Origin of the sequence: Sphingobacterium wenxiniae (assembly GCF_900116225.1) — a bacterium.
Classification (GTDB): Bacteria; Bacteroidota; Bacteroidia; order Sphingobacteriales; family Sphingobacteriaceae; genus Sphingobacterium; species Sphingobacterium wenxiniae.
Map to the genome: position 1 here is coordinate 116,487 of NZ_FOZZ01000008.1, position 18,556 is coordinate 135,042.

Consider the following 18,556-nt stretch of genomic DNA (forward strand, 5'->3'; position numbering starts at 1 on the left):
TTTCGATGCTTAAAAGTAATGAAATAGTAACCTTACTCTTTCCGAACCTCGCTAATTACTGCCGATTGCTACATTACCAAAAAATCAAAAAACAGCCGTAAAACCTTTATTTACAAATGCTTTGCCCTTTATTATTCTTTGATTATTTTTGCTGAAAATTTATTTTATATGATAGTGTTGGTTGGCTACTTTTGTAGAGACGTAATATATTACGTCTCTACGTAGCGTCAATAGTGAGATATCTTTCTCCCCGTCATCATTTCCCTTCGTTAAAGGATAATTTTGCTCCTTTAATTAAGGCAGGAAAACCTAAAAAACTATGTTGTACTTAAATAATTTTGTTACTTTACAACAATAAAAACTGAGGAATTAAATTATAGTATCTTGGAGGATTTGAAGAAGGTAAGTTTTATTGAAGGAGGAGTTGCAAAAGACCATCGAGGGCAGATACGTTTTGTCAACGATTTTGATATGACATTGGTCAAACGGTTTTATATTATCAAAAATACAGATACGGAGTTGATTCGTGGCTGGCGTGCACACCGCATTGAACAGCGATGGTTTTATGTTCTTTCTGGAGTCTTTGAACTGGACTTGGTACAAATTGATGAATGGGACAATGCTTCACCTGAGCTGCCGATTGAAAAAATGGTATTGAAGGCGGAGGAACAAAAGGTCATTCATGTTCCGGTAGGATATGGAACGGCCTTCCGGGCGTTGGAAGAGGGGAGTGAGCTTTTGGTGTTTGCAGACTATGGAATAGACCATGCTAAAAACGATGATTATACATGGCCGATTGATTACTTTGTAAATCGTTGAATTGGTAAAAAGATGAAATCGTAAAACCGGGGTACGAGGTTTAATTGCTTACTTACAGCTTACAACTGAAAAATGATATATCTACTTGTATTTATTGCCTTATTTATTTTAGAGCTGCTGTATTTTCGAATAGCAGATCGTTTTAACATTATTGATAAACCAAATGAACGTTCTTCACATAGTACGATCACGCTACGTGGAGGGGGGATTATCTTTTATTTTGCTGTACTGATTTACTTCCTGTTTTATGGGTATCCTTATCCATGGTTTTTTCTGGGGTTGACCATGATGACTTTGGTTTCCTTCTTTGATGATATTCTCACGTTATCCAACAGGATTCGTATCCTGGTTCATTTTTCGGCTGTATTGCTGATGGCTTATGAGTTGAACTTGTTTGGTATGCCTTGGTATTATCTGCTCATCACCTTTATTGTGGTGGTCGGTGTTATCAATGCCTATAACTTTATGGATGGTATCAATGGTATTACCGCCTGTTATAGCTTGGCCGTGGGAGGGCTACTGTTGTTAGTGAATAGGGAAATCCACTTTATGGATCCTCACCTATTGATATACACCTTACTTGGTGTATTGGTTTTTACCTTTTTTAATTTCCGCACCAAAGCCAAGAGCTTTGCCGGGGATGTGGGATCGGTCGCCATTGCCTATATTCTGCTCTTTGTGCTGGGTACTTTGATCTTGCATACAGGCAACGTGATCTATATACTCTTCCTTTCGGTCTATGGCATCGATGCGGTATGGACCATTGTCCGACGTTTGTATTTGCGGGAAAATATTTTTCAGGCACATCGATCTCATCTTTATCAGTTTTTAGGAAACGAGGCTGGTGTGAATAAGCTGTTGATCTCATTTATGTATGGTCTGTTGCAGTTCATCATTGGTTTAATGGTCATCCAATTTGCTGACAAGGATGCCACCACGCAATGGATTTTTGCCCTTTCGCTATTAGTAGGGATGAGTATACTTTATCTTATCGGTAAGACTTATGTAATACGAAAATATTATCGTCCAGTGTGTTGATTAGGTCCCTTGATTGATAATAGAGATATGCATAAAAATGGATTAGACGAACTCTTATAGGATTTATTTTCCAAACATTGGGAAAATATACCATGTTTTCATAAGGAAAATTACTATCTTAGTAGGTATAAACAATATAAGCCATGAGAAATCATACCAAAAAAAATTGGTATAGTTTTCTTTGTTTTCTAAGCATCGTTTTTTTAGTTAGTTCCTGTGATAAAGATGTCGTTGCGCCTGATGCTTTGGATGAAAGCTATACCGTCGCGATCAAATTCAAGGAGTTTGAATCGAGTACCACGCCTCTAGGTAAGAATGCACGTGTGTTAGCGGATAAAGCCGTCAATAAATGGGCTTCTACCAACCCCCGACAAACCCAAAACATCCAACAAGGTTACCTCTACTATTGGTCTTTCAATAACGAGACTTTGACCCCGGATATCCGTGTGGTAGGAGGCGCCAAAATCACCTATAATGGTGGGCTAACACCGGATAGATATGCTGGAGGGTGGGCATCTGATACATACACAGCAGGAAGAGCCCTTAACCTAACGGGCGTTCAGGAATTTATTTTTGAAATACCATTAACCCGTGTATTAGAACTTCAGACGTTGGGTTTTGATATTGGCTCTTCAAATACTGGGCCGAAAGCATTTGATTTGTTTTATTCGCAGGATGGAGAGGAATATGAGGCGTTGGCAAAAGATAATCAGTTTACGAATACCAATACAGCTCAAGCTAAAAATTCTTTTCAATTTGATTTAACGACTCTTGAGTTGGATTTGAGCAAAAAGCTCTTTTTAAAAATCATTCCGAAAGCTGGAGAAAGAGGAACTTCAACAGCGTATAATTCTACTTCAGGGGTTACAAGGATAGACAATTTTCACCTCATTGGTGTCTCCGAAGTTGTACAGGAAGCTACGGTGTTTAAATTGCACTACCATATTTTTGATGCAGACAATAGAAATATGGTAATGATGGGGACTGAGGTATTTGAACCGGGGAATCTGCCGGACTTATCCCTGTCTTTACCCATTGGGAATTATTATGCATCCTTTGTGAGCAATGTGTCTAATGCGGAACTTAATATCCCCGAGCGTGCCAATGCCGATGATTATTTTATGGCCAACCCCTTCTCTAATCATCGGGCACAGATCTTCGGCTTGGTGGATACTTTCGCTGTGGACAGCGAGATGCAGATCGAGGCTACTTTGCAGCGATATTATAGCCAGATACGATTTGAATTTACAGATTCCGATGATTTGTCCTATATTGGCAAGTTGATTTTCACACCTGAGCACGACCCTTATTTTTACAGCCCTTTTGTAGCAGCGATGGGAAACCCCGTGCTGGATCAGTCGGAAATCATACTTATCCCGAATTTTGAAGAAGATGGAAAGGAAATTGTTTTTCATCAGTTCATGGGAAGGGTTGTTACGCCACAGCCCATCCAATATCGTGTGGAAGTATATGATAAGGTGAATGAATTGCTCCGGACATTTACGGTCGGTAGCAGTATCAAGGAAAATGTGCAGTTGGTCTTTAGAGGACAGTTATTGACGAAACAGCAAGAGGTCACATTTACTGTTAGGCAGAATGAAGAGTGGGGCGGGGAGACTATTGTGTCCTACTAGTGAAAACGGGCGAGATATTCTCTCGCCCATTTTACATTATACTAATTTCTCTAACAAGTTGTTCCAACTCACCAGTTCTGCGATAATCCGTGGGAGTTCGGTAGCGTTTACACGCTCCTGCTCCATGCTGTCGCGGTGGCGGATAGTCACGGTGTTGTCTTCCAGTGTTTGATGGTCAACTGTGATACAATATGGTGTACCGATAGCATCCTGACGTCGGTAACGCTTACCTATAGCATCTTTCTCATCGTATTGCATATTGAAATCCAGTTTCAGTTTTGCCATAATCTCACGAGCTTTTTCCGGAAGGCCATCTTTTTTGGTCAATGGTAGGATAGCTGCTTTAACAGGAGCAATACATGGGTGGAATTTTAATACCGTACGGGAGTCCTTTTTCTCTTCGGTAGATAGATCCTCCTCAACTAAGGAGTTTGCTAATACGGTCAAGAACAAACGGTCTAATCCGATAGAGGTTTCGATAACGTATGGAATGTAGTTCTGATTGATTTCCGGGTCGAAATACTGCATTTTCTTTTTGGAATATTCCTGATGCTGCTTCAAGTCGAAATCCGTACGGGAGTGGATACCTTCTACTTCTTTAAATCCGAATGGAAACTCATACTCAATATCCACCGCTGCGTTGGCGTAATGCGCTAATTTCACGTGGTCGTGATAACGGTATTTTGCAGGGTTCGATCCTAAAGCCAAATGCCACTTCAAGCGGGTTTCTTTCCACTTTGCATACCAATCCAACTCTGAACCCGGACGTACAAAAAACTGCATTTCCATTTGTTCAAATTCACGCATACGCATAATGAACTGACGAGCGATAACCTCATTGCGGAATGCTTTACCAATCTGGGCAATACCGAAAGGTATTTTCATACGGCCTGTTTTCTGTACGTTCAGAAAGTTGACAAAGATACCTTGTGCGGTTTCGGGACGAAGGTAAACCTGTTCAGCACCATCAGCCATTGCGCCCATTTGGGTCGCAAACATCAGGTTAAACTGACGGACTTCTGTCCAGTTTTTCGTGCCCGAAATCGGACAGACGATATTATGTTCTTCGATGATGGTTTTTAAACGTGCTAAGTCATCTGCATTCAACGCATCATCTAAATCTTTTTGCAACTGGGCTGCCTTATCTGTCTTCCCGTCTTTCTCATAACGGTCGATTTTATCTTCGATCAACTGGTCGGCACGGTAGCGCTTCTTAGAATCTTTATTGTCAATCATCGGGTCATTGAACCCATCCACGTGTCCGGAAGCTTTCCAGGTCGTAGGATGCATGAATATAGCGGCATCAATTCCGACGATATTCTCGTTCAATTGCACCATAGATTTCCACCAATAGGTCTTTAGGTTATTTTTTAATTCCGAACCCAATTGACCATAATCATATACGGCACTCAGGCCGTCATAAATCTCACTGGAAGGAAACACAAAACCGTATTCCTTGGCATGCGAGACAATATTTTTGAAAAAATCGTCAGTTTGCTTACTCATAAGGAGCAAATATAGTATTTAGTATTTAGTATTTAGTATTTAGTATTTAGTATTTAGTATTTAGCACGCAGACAATAGATAATTTGCTCGTTTTATTCATAAAAACGGATTTATAATTGTTAGCCTACCTTCAATTAATTGATTGTGTTACATATCTTCTGAATACAATTTTTCACATTCTGCCTGTAACGCAGCACTAATGATTAAACTATCGTAAAAGGAGAATCCATATCGACTGGCTATTCGGGTAGCTTCTTCAATAGTCTCTTAGTTGTTAATAAATAATTTGTTGTTATTACAGCATTCCTGGACAGCTTTTTCTGCTACCTTGTAAGTGAACTTTAACTTCTTTGTAATTATATTACAGAGCTCGGTAAGTACCTGTGTGCTGATGTATGAATCTTGTTCACGAATAAGTGCATGTGCAATTTGACGCTTCTCTACTTCCGAGGAGGAATAAGAATATATTATGACATTGGTATCAATAAAAACCTTATCGCTCATTGGCTTCAGCTCTATCAAACTTAAAAGATGTAGTATCAATATTTAAAGCCTGAAATGAAACTTTCTTAGTCAAAGTCTGATTAGTACTCTTCGTACTATCTTTTTTGAACCGAATTACCTTCAGCTTCTCTAAATCTTTTAATAGATTGAAAGCATGATCATTTAAAATATCTATTGTTACCGTTTTCATGATATACAAATATAATGAAAATCAATTTGATTGGTTATCCTTTCTCTACTAAATCTTTTACCTGCTGCGAAGCATTTTTGTTATCTACTTTCTTGATGATATGCGTGATAATACCCTCTTCATTAATAACAAAAGTGGTGCGGGCTGTGCCCATATATTTTCGACCATACATGTTCTTCTCTACCCATACACCATAATCGTTCACAATTTTTTGCTCTTCGTCAGCTAATAGGTTGAAAGGCAAGTCAAATTTGCTGATAAATTTCTGATGGGACTGTTCACTATCCACACTGACGCCCAATACCTCGAAACCATCCTTTAACAGGGATTGGTAATTGTCGCGGAAGTTGCAGGCTTCTGTTGTGCATCCGGGTGTATTGTCTTTTGGATAAAAATAAAGAATTACTTTCTTTCCTTTAAAATCGGAAAGTTTGATGGTATCGCCGTTTTGGTTTTTAGCTTCAATAGCTGGGGCTTTATCGCCGATGTTTAATGTCATAGTATTTAAGATTAATCCCCCCGTCCCCCAAAGGGGGAGATGTTTATTGTTCCCCCTTTGGGGGATAGGGGGATTTTATTTTATAAATGTTGTTTCATACACCTTTTCGTTATCCTTCCAATCTTTTACAACCAATCTAAAGGTATGCTGACCTTTGGGGAGGGAAGGGTCAAAGCGATGCCATACATGTCGGTTCTTGGAATCGTATTCCATCAACACCCATTGGTCATCTATATAGCCATGGAAAGATTGTATGCCTGAGAAATTATCGGATATGGTGAAATCGATTTTACTTTGATTGGCGACATTCTTTCCATTTGTTAGATTGCGTGGCGTAATAACTGGGGGAACCGTATCTACAACTACGTAGAAATTTCCGAAGTTGCGCGTGTTAACGGTTACCCAGCCATCGGCAAATGTTCCACCTTCCGAACCATTTTCTGCCGAGGCGATCAGCGCTTTGCTTTGCAAATGTTCCGGTAGATTTGTCGGTCTGATCGACAGCTTGTAGGACGTGAATAGGGGGGTGAGGCTATTATGCACTCTGTGTGTTGGTGAGTATGCATGGGCCGGTGCCGCGGTCGTGCCGTATTCAAAGTCTACATCATCGTACAGGACGCCTTTCGGCATGTGAAGTTGGATCCCCTCGGTTTCGAAATGATTTTCCTCGTTGTATTTAAGACGTTTTACGCCGTAGCGTTTAGCTGCGGTTGTAGCAGCTTGTGTTGTGTTACGCACTTTGAAGTCCAGTTCACTGCAATTGCCCGCAATATCTTTTACGACATACTTGACATCATACACTTTGTTTTCTTTCAGTTCGATAACTCCACGGTTGTCCAACGTCTTGAAGATTTCTATCGGATTACCTGGGTCTTTAAAACTCTTCTGCATTTTCACCTTGGTTTTCTTCCAATGAGCATAGTCGATATAAGCATGTATACCTCGCGATGTGTTAAAGTCCAACTCCTCAAACACCACTGTAGAAATAGGCTGTGCATCTACAAAAAGCTCAATGGAATAGACTCCATTCTGAAAACCTCCGGCACGATGCCGATCAATCGTGCTGATACCTAGGCCGAACTTGCCATTGACTTCCAATGGGGTAGACTGTGTGAGCGTATATTTACCGCTCCGCACAGCTGTTACAGCAAGCGTTTTGCGAGCTGTGTGTTCATTGAACAACTCATCGTTAAGATCATAGAGCATCGCACTGTTGATAGTCGGGTTAAAGTTGTCGGTAAAGCGTAAACCAAATAGTTGGGGGTTTAAAGGACGTTGTGTTTTGGTGTCCCGTATTTCAAAATGCAAGTGTGGGCCAGCAGAACCACCTGTATTTCCGGCATTCCCAATAAATTGACCTTTTGTCAAGGATACCTGTTGAGGTTCTAAATTAATGTCCACGTCAAAACGTTGTTGTTTGTATTGTTCTGCACGCACAATCTTTGTCAAAGCTTCATTGAAGCTATCCATGTGCAGATAAGTCGTTGTAAACCCGTTGGGATGGTCGATGTAAACAGAATTACCCCCACCGCCAATCTGTACACGTACGCGTGAGACGAAGCCCTCAGCAGCGGCATGTAAAGGTAATCCAATGCGTTGTTGCGTACGGTAATCATCACCCGCGTGGAAATGTGTGGAACGCAGTTCGCCAAAAGTGCCTGACGCATCCATAGCGATATTCAACGGATTGCGGAAGTAGCCTTGCGGGTAATTTCGGGAAGTGAGGATATTTTGTTGCTGTGCTTTTAGACTTGGTAAACTTAATGCTAACCCAAGAAGCAGAATATGTATTTTCTTCATGTTACTTAATCGCTGTTTTAAACATTGCTCTGTCACCAATAAACCCTTCCAATGTATCGCCAATAGCAACGGAACCAACCCCAGCAGGAGTCCCTGTATAAATCAAATCTCCTTTTCGTAGCGTGATGTATTTCGATATAAAAGCCACGAGGGTGTCAAAGTCAAAAATCATGTCTTTGGTATTTCCGCTTTGTACTGTTGCTCCATTCTTTTGGAGGGAAAAAGTAATATTGTTCAAAGCTTCAAACTCTTCTTTGGGCAGTAGGGGACTGATAACAGCAGAGTGGTCAAAAGCCTTAGCCAGTTCCCAAGGGAGCCCTTTTTCCTTATGTTTGGCTTGGATGTCCCGTGCCGTAAAATCAATGCCTAAACCCACTGCGTCGTAATATTTATGTGCAAATTTCTGCGAAACGTGTTTCCCCTCGTTACAGATGCGAATCACGACCTCTACCTCGTAATGTACGTCATTGGAAAACTCAGGGTAGTAAAAATCCTTGTTGTCTTTCAAGATAGCGGTGTCCGGTTTCATAAAGATGACGGGAGTAGTCGGGACGGGGTTGTTTAGCTCGTGAGCATGTTCTATGTAATTTCTTCCTACGGCAATGACTTTCATGTATAATTTTCTAGATACTCGTTTCAACAAACTTAATAAATCTTGAAAGGGAATCCAAAAGAGAACGTCTGTAAGGTTGTTTTTGCATGGAGATGAGAACATCCGTTGAATAATTTGTCTTGGCATAGTGGAATAGTACTTATATTTTTGTCGCATGAGCAATATACAAGCAGTCCTTTTTGATCTGGATGGGACTTTGATAGATTCAGAATATTTTTATTTCTCCAATTGGCAACCCATTTTGGAAGAGCATTTTGACCTTCTCATCAGTTTTGAGGATTGGATAGATTATTTTGCGGGACATACGTTGGTACACAATGTACAGCTGTTGAAGGAGAAATGGGGCATTGATACTTCGGAAGATTTTATGTGGAAAGAAACCCGTGCTAATTATGCCAAATCAGATATGCGCACGATTCGATTGATGCCTTATGCGAAGGAAATACTGACGGAATTACAGCAAAGAGGCATCCGTATCGGGTTGGTGACGTCTAGCTACCAGACTACGGTAGAGACAGTGCTGGGGCATCACGGGTTGTTAAACTATTTTGAGTTTTTTGTTACACGGGAAAAAGTAAATAATCCTAAACCCGATCCGGAGCCTTATTTGTTAGGATTGAGCCTCTTAAACTTAGCCGCAAAGCAGGTGATAGCGATTGAGGATACCTCTACTGGTGTTGCTGCCGCCAAAGGAGCAGGACTTCATTGTTTCGCAGTATCTAAACATGTTTCTGAAAGAGCGAAATTGGGGGATGCGGATAAGTTGTTTTTTGATTTAGAAGAAGTGATAAGGGAGGTTTAAAAAAAGGAGAATTTAGTCGAAATAAATCCATCGCTTTATTTCTCAAAATTTTATTACCTTAGATAATCAGAAGAGAAAACCATGAACAGAAGAAGTGCCATTAAACAGCTTTTTATTCTTGCCGGAGGGATGATGATTGCCACATCGTGTTCGAACGATAGCAAGAAAGCATCCATAGAACTTCAGAACGTTGACTTGTCTGCCGAAGATGAGGCGTTGCTAAAGCAATTGGTTGAAGCGATTATTCCTGAAACTGATTCTCCTGGTGCGGCGGCATTGAATCTACACCTATTTGTGATGAAGATGGTAGATGATTGCCATAGTCCAGAAGATCAAAAAAGTTTCTTGGAAGGACTGAAGGCGGCAAGTAAGATAAGCATAAATAACACGGATCAGGCATTGGCCTATCTACAAGGGTTAGAAAAGGAGGATGCCTTTATGCGTATACTGAAAAGGCGCACCATTCAAGGTTACTTGAACTCGGAGTATGTGATGAAGAATAAACTGATTTATGAATTGGTTCCGGGAAGGTATGACGGTGCCGTAAAAATTAATGCATAAACTATGGCAAACCTAAATATAGATTCGGAAAAAAATAGAACCTACGATGCTATTGTGATAGGGTCGGGGATTAGCGGAGGCTGGTCGGCAAAAGAGCTTTGTGAACGTGGCTTGAAAACGCTTGTTTTGGAGCGTGGCCGTGATGTGCAACACATTAAAGACTACCCTACGACCAATATGAATCCGTGGGAATTTGAACATCGGAACGAAGTGACTTATCAGTTGAAGCAGGACAATCCGATTGCGAGTAAATGTTATGCTTTTCAAGAGGCAACAGAGCAGTTTTTTGTAAAAGACCAAGAACATCCTTATGTACAGGAAAAGCCATTTGATTGGATTCGTGGTTATCAAGTAGGAGGGAAATCTTTACTTTGGGCAAGACAGACCCAGCGTTGGTCTGACTTTGATTTTGAAGGTCCTGCACGGGATGGTTTTGCCGTTGATTGGCCTATCCGATATGCTGATTTGAAACCTTGGTATGATTATGTGGAGCGGTTTGCCGGAATATCGGGTGATAAAGACGGTTTGCCGGAATTGCCGGATGGAGAATTCCTTCCGGGCTACCCATTGAATGTGGTAGAAAAGTATTTCAAGCAGACCGTCGAATCAAAATATCCGGAAAGGAAGCTGATTACGGCGCGCTGTGCCCATATTTCACAACCACAACCGATTCATATACAGCAAGGCAGGACACAATGCCAAAATCGTACTTTATGTGAGCGTGGTTGCCCATTTGGCGGATATTTTAGTTCCAACGCATCAACTTTGCCATGGGCTGCAAAGACCGGAAATATGACTTTAAGACCAGATGCGGTTGTCCATTCTATATTATATGATGAAGATAAGGGCAAAGCCATCGGTGTTCGTGTGATCGATAGAAATACCAAAGAGGAAATCGATTTCTATGCCAAACTGATTTTTGTCAATGCGGCGGCAATCAATACGAACCTTATTCTGCTGAATTCTCGCTCCAATCGTTTTCCAAATGGATTAGGAAATGATAGTGACACTTTAGGCAAATACGTGGCCTTCCATAATTATAGTGCACGGATTTATGCTGAGTACGAAGGTTTGCTGGATTTCAAAACCGAGGGTAGAAATCCGGCGGGTGGGGGATATATTCCTCGTTTTCGAAACTTATATAAGCAGGAGACGGACTACCTTCGTGGGTACGCCGCTGGCTTTGGAGCGTACCGATCTGCAAGTTCTGATCGTTCTGGTTTGGGTGTAGATTTGAAAGAATCGTTGTTAAACCCTCAGCTGGGCAATTGGGGGGTAGGCTCCCACATGATGGGGGAAACGATTCCGAAAGTGGACAGTTATGTGGCTTTGGATAGCAATCAAAAAGATGCTTGGGGCGTTCCTTTGTTAAAAATTTCCATTGATTATGATGATAACGATGAGAAAATGAAAAAGGACTACTTGGACACGATGGAAGAGATGTTTACCGAAGCTGGGTTCACCAATATTCGTAGGGATGACCGTTGGCAGGCTCCGGGACTGGATATTCATGAGATGGGTGGTGTGCGCATGGGGAATGACGCTAAAACATCCATGTTGAATAAATGGAATCAAATGCATGCGGTGTCGAATGTATTCGTCACGGATGGTGCTTGTATGACTTCTACATCGACCCAAAACCCTTCGCTTACCTACATGGCCTTTTCTGCTCGTTCGGTCGATTATGCTGTACAGGAACTGAAAAAGGGCAATATATAAACAAACGGTTGCATAGCTATTCGCTGAAGAAATCCTTTCTACAAAAAGAAAGGATTTTTTTTATATTAAAATTTTGCTAAAACGATTAAATTGTGTTAATTAGCACTAATTATAAACGGACATAAACCTATTGCATTTAAAATTATTAGAGAGATGCACTTTTGTATGTTATTGTTTAGCTGACTAAAATGGTTAAGGGAAACTCAATATAAACTAACATAAATCTTATGTGGCACACTGACAAATTAAAACAGATGAAGGGAAAACTGTGGATTATTCCGCTTTCCTTGTTGGCTGCAAGTGGTTATAACCAAGCGCTTGCAGACACCTCATTCACTCACCCTCGGCTTTCTTTGGAGATTGCCGATGCACAACTTAATGTATCGGGGGTAGTGCGTGATGTAAATACCGGGGCACCTATTCCCGGTGTAACAATTACCGTTAAGGGTACAAGTCAAGCTACCCAGACTGATGAAAGCGGGCGATACAGTATTCAGGCGAATACTGGACAAGTCTTGGTGGCAACTTCCTTAGGTTACAAAACCACAGAACACACCGTTACGACCAGCATTGCCAATTTGGGTTTAACTGCTGATGCTTCTTCGTTGGATGAAGTTATTGTTGTCGGTTATGGTACCCAACGCAGAAGTGAAGTAACTTCAGCCGTTGCTTCGGTCAAAGAAAAAGATTTTAATCAGGGAGGGATGCGTAATCCTTTAGACTTAGTACAGGGAAAGGTGGCCGGATTAAATGTCACTCGTACACAAGGAAGCAATCCAAACTCGGGAACAAGTATCCAGTTGAGGGGTATGGCCTCGATTAATGGAACCAATACACCTTTAATCGTCATTGATGGTATTCCGGGAGGAAGTTTAGACTTGGTTAAGCAAGGTGATATTGAATCCATCGACGTTTTGAAGGATGGTTCTGCAGCGGCCATTTATGGAACGCGAGGTAATGGTGGGGTGATTCTCATTACAACGAAAAAAGGTAAAGCCGGGACATCCCAATTTGACTATATGACTTATGGACAACGGGAATTTGTCGATAAAAAACCGGAAATGCTTTCTGCAAGTGAATTCAGAGAGTTAATTGTAAAAGGGTTAGATCGGCCTAATTTAGATTTAGGTGCTTCTACTGATTTGTATGATGAAGTTATTGATAAGAATAACTTTTCTAATTTTCATAATTTCAGTGCCAGTGGCGGAAGTGAAAAAGCGACGTATAGAGCCTCCATCAATTATGAAGATGCCAATGGTATCGCTAAGCAGAATGGAAGAGAGCAATTTGGGGGACGTATAAACTTTACCCAAAGAGGCCTGGAAGACAGAATTACGTTTAGCACGAATATTGCAGCCAACTTTAACAAGGCAGATTTATTAGGTGGAAAAACAGAATACTTCGAGCAGTCTATACAGCGGAACCCAACGGCTCCGATTTATAACGAAGATGGTACCTTCTATCAAACACAGGGCTATAATAACTTTAACCCTATGGATCGCTTAGCGAATCGTATAGATGAGCGTAATCAGCAGACATTTTCCGGGGATGCAAGTTTACGTGTTAAGATTATAGAGCCCCTATCTGTAACGGCTTTTGGTAGTTATCTGCGAAATAACTGGAATGATAGACAGTATAGATCTACCAAAGATTGGGATCAGCGGGCAAATTCTGATTATCAAGGGATGGCGTACGCGTTTAAGCGCAATGAGTTGAGCTGGACGCAGACCTTTGAATCGATGTTGAATTATAACCAAACATTTAATGAGGTACATAATGTGACCGGGTTATTAGGCTACAGTTATCAGTATAATGGATACGAACGATTCGAAATGTCCAACAATGGTTTCACAACGGATGCGACGTGGGACTGGGATATGAATGCAGGTACAGCATTGAGAAACGATAAGTTACCTCGACCAGGACAGGGATCCTTTAAAGAAGATAATAAGTTGATCGCTTTCTTTGGAAGGGTAAATTATAATTATGCAGATAAGTACTTTGCTTCTGCTATTTTGCGTAGAGAAGGCTCTTCGCGTTTTGGTGCAAACCACAAATGGGGTAACTTCCCGGCGATTTCGGCAGGATGGAATATTTCTAATGAGGAGTTCTTAACAGGTCACGCTGTATTAAGTGATTTGAAACTACGTGTAGGGTATGGCGTCACCGGTAACCAAGGTTTCCCTAATTACCGTTCTCTAATCCTGTTAGGGACAGGTGGTGTTTATCCACAGGATGGCGTATACTATCAGACATACGGTCTGGCTACGAACCCGAACCCGAACCTAAAATGGGAGCAAAAAGCGGAGACGAATATCGGGGTTGATTTTGGGATCTTAAATAACAGGATCACTGGTTCATTGGATCTATATAAACGAAATACGACAGATTTGTTGCACCAATATACTGCCCAGCAGCCCGGGTTTGTGACCTCAAGTATCTGGTATAATGTTGGCGAGGTAAGTAACAAAGGGGTTGAGTTAACAATAGCTGCTCTTGCTATGAATAGAGGAGACTTCCAATGGAATATCCAGTTTGCAGGAAATTACCAACAGAATAAATTAGTTAAGCTTTCTAACGACACCTTTAAAAGTAATTGGTTAGAATTTGGCGGATTGCCATCACCAGGGAATTTAGGAGCTGCCCTTCGTTTGGAAGAAGGTGGAGAAATTGGTTCGTTTTATGGCAAACGTTATGCAGGTTTAACGGATGATGGTAAATGGTTGTTTCATCGTGCTGATGGCAGCATTGGTACATCGTCAGAAGTTAATGATAACGACCGATACTATATTGGAAACGGTGTGCCTAAATACCAAGCGTCTTTAAGTAACCGGTTTACTTATAAAGGATTTGATTTAACCATCTTCTTACGTGGTAAGTTTAAATATGACATTTTGAATACTGCTGATATGTTCTTCGGTAATAAAAACTGGATTCCAAACAATGTATTTAAAAGTGCCTTTGAAAAGCATGATAACTTAACAGAAAGCCCGCAATTCTCTGACTATTATTTGGAGAACGGTTCATTTGTGAAATTAGATAATTTAACATTAGGCTATAATTTTAAACTGAACACAAATTATGTGAGGAATTTATATCTGTATGTTGCCGGCAGAAATATTGCGACAATTACAAGTTATTCGGGACTTGATCCGGAACTTCAGGATACAGGTTTTGATGCGGGTATTGACGGTCGTAGTTTTTATCCACGCACTAAATCTTGGGCAATTGGATTAAATATAGGCTTTTAATTGAAAGAATGATGAAAAAGACAAAGACATATATAAAATTAGGGGTTTTGTTAGCAATGGGTGTCCATTTGACGGGGTGTACAGACCTTGATGAAACCATATACAGTAATATAAAAACGGAGAACTTCTATAATAATAAGTTAGAAGTTAATCAGGCGGCATTACGTCCGTTCACCCATATGCAGGCTTGGTTAGCGCCAACCGGTCAAAACGGATATTATTACCACTCTGAACTGAGTGCAGATCAATTGGCATGGCCTCAGAAAGGACGGCATGGCTATGATGGTGGAGATCACTTTAGGTTACACTATCATACCTGGACAGATAATGAAAGCAGACTAAGAGGAGCATGGGGATTAATGTGGATGGGACTTGGGCTTGTTAACAATGCTATTGCCGATATTGAAGGCTTAGATATTGCTAAAATTGGGTTAACAGAGCAAGAACGGACCACGCTTGTGGCACAATTGAAGGTTATGCGTGGTTTCCATTATTTAAAAATTATGGATCTTTGGGGAAATGTCCCTATTGTTACAAAAGTAGCTGACCCGATTAATCCGGAAACAAGACCCCGAGCAGAAGTTTTCCAATTTGTAGAACAGGAGTTTGTTGAAAACATTCCGCTTCTTCCGGTAACGAGTGCGCAGAATATAGGACAGATTAATATGGCGGCGGGTTACGCGATGTTATCAGAGTTGTACTTGAATGCAGAGAAATGGACCGGGACTGCCCGCTGGGATGACTGTATCGCGGCGTGCGATAAGATTATTTCAGGGCAAGCTGGAGGAATCGGCGGAGCACCTAAATTATCTCCTGACATCAATTCGTTGTTTTCAAACACCAATGATGCAAACCCGGAATCTTTGTTCCAGTTCCAATATAGCAGAAAAGCTGGTTTTACATTTGATTGGGGCGGTTTCTTCATGGGATATGACAATATTAAAGATGTATTAAAAGTTGGATACGGTGGATGGAATGCATTTGTGGTGATTCCGACTGCTTTTGACGCATTTGCCGACAATGACCTGCGTAAGAAGGACTGGTTCCTTTTCGGTCCTCAATATAAATACGGGACGACTGACCCGGTTTTGGGAACAGAGGAATGGGATGGCAAACCTTTTGCCTATGTAAATTCTATACGCAGGGAGAGTGAAGGTGACCTTACTTCTGAGGGATCTATGGCAGAAGGTGAAGAAAATTCCGGTGCACGTTTCAATAAATATAAATCAGGTACGTTAGATGATGCTAATTATCAAGAAAACGACTATATCATTTATCGTTTAACCGAGATTTATTTCAATAAAGCCGAAGCGCTGATGCGGAAAAATGGGGGTACGGCTACTACGGAAGCAGTCGCTTTAGTGAATGAGTCCCGAAAACGAGCATTTTCTGCAGCAGACTGGCCAACAGCTCAATATACGGTATCTTCTCTGACATTGAATGAAATGTTAGAGGAAAGAGGTCGTGAATTTATTTTTGAAGGGAAGCGCAGAACAGATATGATTCGTTTTGGCAAATTTACGAATGGTACTTGGTGGGACCATAAACCAACAAATGATGCCAATAAAGAACTCTTTGCTATTCCTGCAAATCAGAGAGCGATTAATCCAAACCTGGATCAGAACCCTGGCTATTAATAACAGACTATAAAGGCCTCCAAAAGGAGGCCTTTTAATTATAAAAACAATGCCTATTAAAATATTCTTGTTTTGTGCTTTTATAGCACTAATTAGTATAAAAACAAAAGCACAATCTGGTCTGAACTTACTGCGTGCATCGGAGACATTAGACTCGATTTACAGCCACTATGCCGTGGAGGGAACGGCATTGTTGCGTGAAAATTATCCAGTTAGCTTGAGTTATAAAGCGGATTATCTTGGAAATGGAGTTGTCGAGCAAACCAATCCTTATGCTTACTTATGGCCTTTTTCGGGAGCGTTATCGGCTCAAGTAGCGTATTATGAAAATACTAGGGAAGAGACTGTGTTGCAGAAAATAGAAAACCGTTTGCTGCCTGGTTTAGAACAATACTTTGATAAGCGTATTCCCTATGGTTACGCCTCTTATATACAAGAAGCGCCACAATCAGACCGTTTCTATGATGATAATATATGGATAGGAATAGATTTCGCTGATCTCTATCTCACCACAAAACAGGTAAAATACTTGGATAAAGCTATCGAGGTCTGGGCTTTTGTGGAAAGTGGGATGGATAGTCAATTGGGCGGAGGGATCTATTGGTGCGAACAAAGGAAGGAGTCCAAGAATACCTGTTCAAATGCTCCCGCTGTAGTGCTTTTGCTGAAGCTGTATGAGGCGACTAAAGAAAAGAAATATTTGGATTTGGGGATTACCCTTTATCAATGGACAAAGAAAAATTTACAGGATGGGGAGGATTTTCTTTATTATGATAACATCAATCTGGGAGGAAAAGTGGATAAACGTAAATATCCCTATAATACCGGACAAATGATTCAGGCAGGAGCGATGCTTTATTCTATTACTAAGGATATTGCTTACTTGCAGGATGCACAAAACTCAGCGTTATTTGCTTATTCTTTTTTCTTTGAGGAGAACCAAAATGAATATGGTTTCCGTTTCCTGAAAAAAAGTGATAATTGGTTTATCGCCGTTATGTTAAGGGGGTATGTTCAGCTCTACCAAGAAGATAAAAATGATGTTTATATCAAATGTTTTCAGAAGAACCTTGACTTCGCCTGGGGTAATATGCGTGAGCCGAGCGGTTTGTTCAATAAGGATTGGTCTGGAAATGAAAAGACGACAAGGAAGTGGCTATTGGATCAGCTTGCCTTAGCAGAGATGTATGCCCGGATGGCAGGAGTAGGAGAATAAACTCGCATCTAATATTATTGGTCAATAAAAAAGATCTAAATTTCTAGGAAGAAAAGGTTGTTCAGTTGAACAACCCTTTCTTTTTAGCTAAAGAACATTCACGCGTGTTCCATCCCAACCAACAGCTTTTACGGCTGTGGTACCGTCAGGTGTATGAACAACCGTGTTCTTGACATCGCTGGAGCCAGCTCCTCGAAATGCAACCTTTATCAACTTATTGCCAGCGTAGGTTTCAAAAGCCACTGCATTTTCCCACTTTTCATTGTCAATGATTATCCTGTCTTCTCCCCGTTCGTAGCTAATACCTTGTGCTGCGGAAAGCGGTTTTTCATCTCTATAAATGTCTACGCTGTTTGCCGTCAAATAATGCAATACTGGTGTGGAGGGCTTGTTGTATTTAGAGGCATGCGATTTGACTTCTCCTATATCCTGAGGAGTGATTTTCATACGGCCTACGGTGTAATCATCCACGATGAGGTCAATAGGAGCAAGTATACCTGATTTTTCAAAGAAGTCTGTCAGATCGAGTTTTGCGACATCACATGCATTTTTAATAAATTCCAATTGGTAATAGCTATCCTGTTCGGCATTGATTGTTGGGTTGTCGATTGCGCGAATAAAAACATCACCAAAAAAATCTTTATTGCCCCAGTCATGGCCTTCACCTGCTACAGCGAAGTAAAGTTGCAGTTGCCATAGTGGTACTAATTTTACAAAATGGTCACCACCCCAGTCCCGTGGACGATAAGATGTGCAAGGAGGAGAAG

At 40.9% G+C, this 18,556-nt stretch carries 15 protein-coding genes and 1 pseudogene; 9 read left to right on the forward strand and 7 right to left on the reverse strand.

The genetic code is table 11. The features are described from left to right. Positions 1–393 precede the first annotated feature (393 nt). The 3 genes from BM375_RS11800 (at position 394) to BM375_RS11810 (ending at position 3,491) form a co-directional block, all read left to right on the forward strand. Positions 394–819 (forward strand): WxcM-like domain-containing protein, encoded by a 426-nt coding sequence (locus tag BM375_RS11800; RefSeq protein ID WP_170852655.1) that lies wholly within the window; start codon positions 394–396, stop codon positions 817–819. Positions 820–891: 72 nt separating this feature from the next. Further along, the gene (locus BM375_RS11805; RefSeq protein WP_093366321.1) at positions 892–1,857 is read left to right on the forward strand and encodes an MraY family glycosyltransferase; all 966 of its coding nucleotides are present in this window, start codon (positions 892–894) and stop codon (positions 1,855–1,857) included. 143 nt (positions 1,858–2,000) lie between these two features. Further along, positions 2,001–3,491, forward strand: a complete 1,491-nt coding sequence (locus tag BM375_RS11810; protein ID WP_093366322.1) for a hypothetical protein — start codon at positions 2,001–2,003, stop codon at positions 3,489–3,491. A 36-nt stretch (positions 3,492–3,527) separates the two neighbouring features. Here BM375_RS11810 and BM375_RS11815 read toward each other — a convergent pair whose 3' ends face one another. From BM375_RS11815 to BM375_RS11840, 6 genes are all read right to left on the reverse strand, one after another. After that, complete coding sequence (locus tag BM375_RS11815; protein WP_093366324.1) at positions 3,528–4,997, reverse strand: glycine--tRNA ligase; 1,470 nt, start codon at positions 4,995–4,997, stop codon at positions 3,528–3,530. 267 nt (positions 4,998–5,264) lie between these two features. Further along, positions 5,265–5,501, reverse strand: coding sequence for a PIN domain-containing protein (locus BM375_RS17665; protein ID WP_093366325.1), 237 nt, complete (start codon positions 5,499–5,501; stop codon positions 5,265–5,267). Continuing rightward, a complete protein-coding gene (locus BM375_RS17350) occupies positions 5,491–5,691 on the reverse strand; it encodes a hypothetical protein (protein WP_093366327.1) in 201 nt (66 codons plus the stop codon). Before BM375_RS17350 ends, BM375_RS17665 begins: the two co-directional genes overlap by 11 nt. Positions 5,692–5,725: 34 nt before the next feature. After that, positions 5,726–6,190: a thioredoxin-dependent thiol peroxidase gene (bcp, locus tag BM375_RS11830; protein WP_093366328.1), complete on the reverse strand. Its 465-nt coding sequence runs from the start codon at positions 6,188–6,190 to the stop codon at positions 5,726–5,728. A gap of 75 nt (positions 6,191–6,265) precedes the next feature. Next, positions 6,266–7,990: a M23 family metallopeptidase gene (locus BM375_RS11835; protein WP_093366330.1), complete on the reverse strand. Its 1,725-nt coding sequence runs from the start codon at positions 7,988–7,990 to the stop codon at positions 6,266–6,268. 1 nt (position 7,991) lies between these two features. After that, positions 7,992–8,603: a fumarylacetoacetate hydrolase family protein gene (locus BM375_RS11840; RefSeq protein WP_093366331.1), complete on the reverse strand. Its 612-nt coding sequence runs from the start codon at positions 8,601–8,603 to the stop codon at positions 7,992–7,994. Between the two features lie 154 nt (positions 8,604–8,757). Between BM375_RS11840 and BM375_RS11845 the strand changes: the two genes are divergently transcribed. From BM375_RS11845 to BM375_RS11870, 6 genes are all read left to right on the forward strand, one after another. Next, positions 8,758–9,405, forward strand: coding sequence for an HAD family hydrolase (locus BM375_RS11845; RefSeq protein ID WP_093366333.1), 648 nt, complete (start codon positions 8,758–8,760; stop codon positions 9,403–9,405). 81 nt (positions 9,406–9,486) lie between these two features. Beyond that, on the forward strand, positions 9,487–9,966 hold the full coding sequence (locus tag BM375_RS11850; protein ID WP_093366334.1) for a gluconate 2-dehydrogenase subunit 3 family protein: 480 nt from the start codon (positions 9,487–9,489) through the stop codon (positions 9,964–9,966). Positions 9,967–9,969: 3 nt separating this feature from the next. Then, a complete protein-coding gene (locus tag BM375_RS11855; RefSeq protein WP_093366336.1) occupies positions 9,970–11,685 on the forward strand; it encodes a GMC oxidoreductase in 1,716 nt (571 codons plus the stop codon). A 254-nt stretch (positions 11,686–11,939) separates the two neighbouring features. Next, positions 11,940–14,936: a SusC/RagA family TonB-linked outer membrane protein gene (locus BM375_RS11860; RefSeq protein ID WP_244525891.1), complete on the forward strand. Its 2,997-nt coding sequence runs from the start codon at positions 11,940–11,942 to the stop codon at positions 14,934–14,936. An 8-nt stretch (positions 14,937–14,944) separates the two neighbouring features. Beyond that, positions 14,945–16,573, forward strand: a complete 1,629-nt coding sequence (locus BM375_RS11865) for a RagB/SusD family nutrient uptake outer membrane protein (protein ID WP_244525892.1) — start codon at positions 14,945–14,947, stop codon at positions 16,571–16,573. Positions 16,574–16,622: 49 nt separating this feature from the next. Then, positions 16,623–17,789, forward strand: a complete 1,167-nt coding sequence (locus BM375_RS11870; protein WP_093366339.1) for a glycoside hydrolase family 76 protein — start codon at positions 16,623–16,625, stop codon at positions 17,787–17,789. Positions 17,790–17,876: 87 nt separating this feature from the next. Here the strand turns inward: BM375_RS11870 and BM375_RS11875 are convergent. Continuing rightward, positions 17,877–18,500, reverse strand: a pseudogene (locus BM375_RS11875) (M60 family metallopeptidase); the annotation flags it as partial. Positions 18,501–18,556 lie beyond the last annotated feature (56 nt).

Coding starts and splice junctions, on each gene's coding strand:
- BM375_RS11805 (WP_093366321.1), top strand. CDS start 892: ATGATATATCTACTTGTATTTATTGCCTTATTTATTTTAGAGCTGCTG.
- BM375_RS11810 (WP_093366322.1), top strand. CDS start 2,001: ATGAGAAATCATACCAAAAAAAATTGGTATAGTTTTCTTTGTTTTCTA.
- BM375_RS11815 (WP_093366324.1), bottom strand. CDS start 4,997: ATGAGTAAGCAAACTGACGATTTTTTCAAAAATATTGTCTCGCATGCC.
- BM375_RS17665 (WP_093366325.1), bottom strand. CDS start 5,501: ATGAGCGATAAGGTTTTTATTGATACCAATGTCATAATATATTCTTAT.
- BM375_RS17350 (WP_093366327.1), bottom strand. CDS start 5,691: ATGAAAACGGTAACAATAGATATTTTAAATGATCATGCTTTCAATCTA.
- bcp (WP_093366328.1), bottom strand. CDS start 6,190: ATGACATTAAACATCGGCGATAAAGCCCCAGCTATTGAAGCTAAAAAC.
- BM375_RS11835 (WP_093366330.1), bottom strand. CDS start 7,990: ATGAAGAAAATACATATTCTGCTTCTTGGGTTAGCATTAAGTTTACCA.
- BM375_RS11840 (WP_093366331.1), bottom strand. CDS start 8,603: ATGAAAGTCATTGCCGTAGGAAGAAATTACATAGAACATGCTCACGAG.
- BM375_RS11845 (WP_093366333.1), top strand. CDS start 8,758: ATGAGCAATATACAAGCAGTCCTTTTTGATCTGGATGGGACTTTGATA.
- BM375_RS11850 (WP_093366334.1), top strand. CDS start 9,487: ATGAACAGAAGAAGTGCCATTAAACAGCTTTTTATTCTTGCCGGAGGG.
- BM375_RS11855 (WP_093366336.1), top strand. CDS start 9,970: ATGGCAAACCTAAATATAGATTCGGAAAAAAATAGAACCTACGATGCT.
- BM375_RS11860 (WP_244525891.1), top strand. CDS start 11,940: ATGAAGGGAAAACTGTGGATTATTCCGCTTTCCTTGTTGGCTGCAAGT.
- BM375_RS11865 (WP_244525892.1), top strand. CDS start 14,945: ATGATGAAAAAGACAAAGACATATATAAAATTAGGGGTTTTGTTAGCA.
- BM375_RS11870 (WP_093366339.1), top strand. CDS start 16,623: ATGCCTATTAAAATATTCTTGTTTTGTGCTTTTATAGCACTAATTAGT.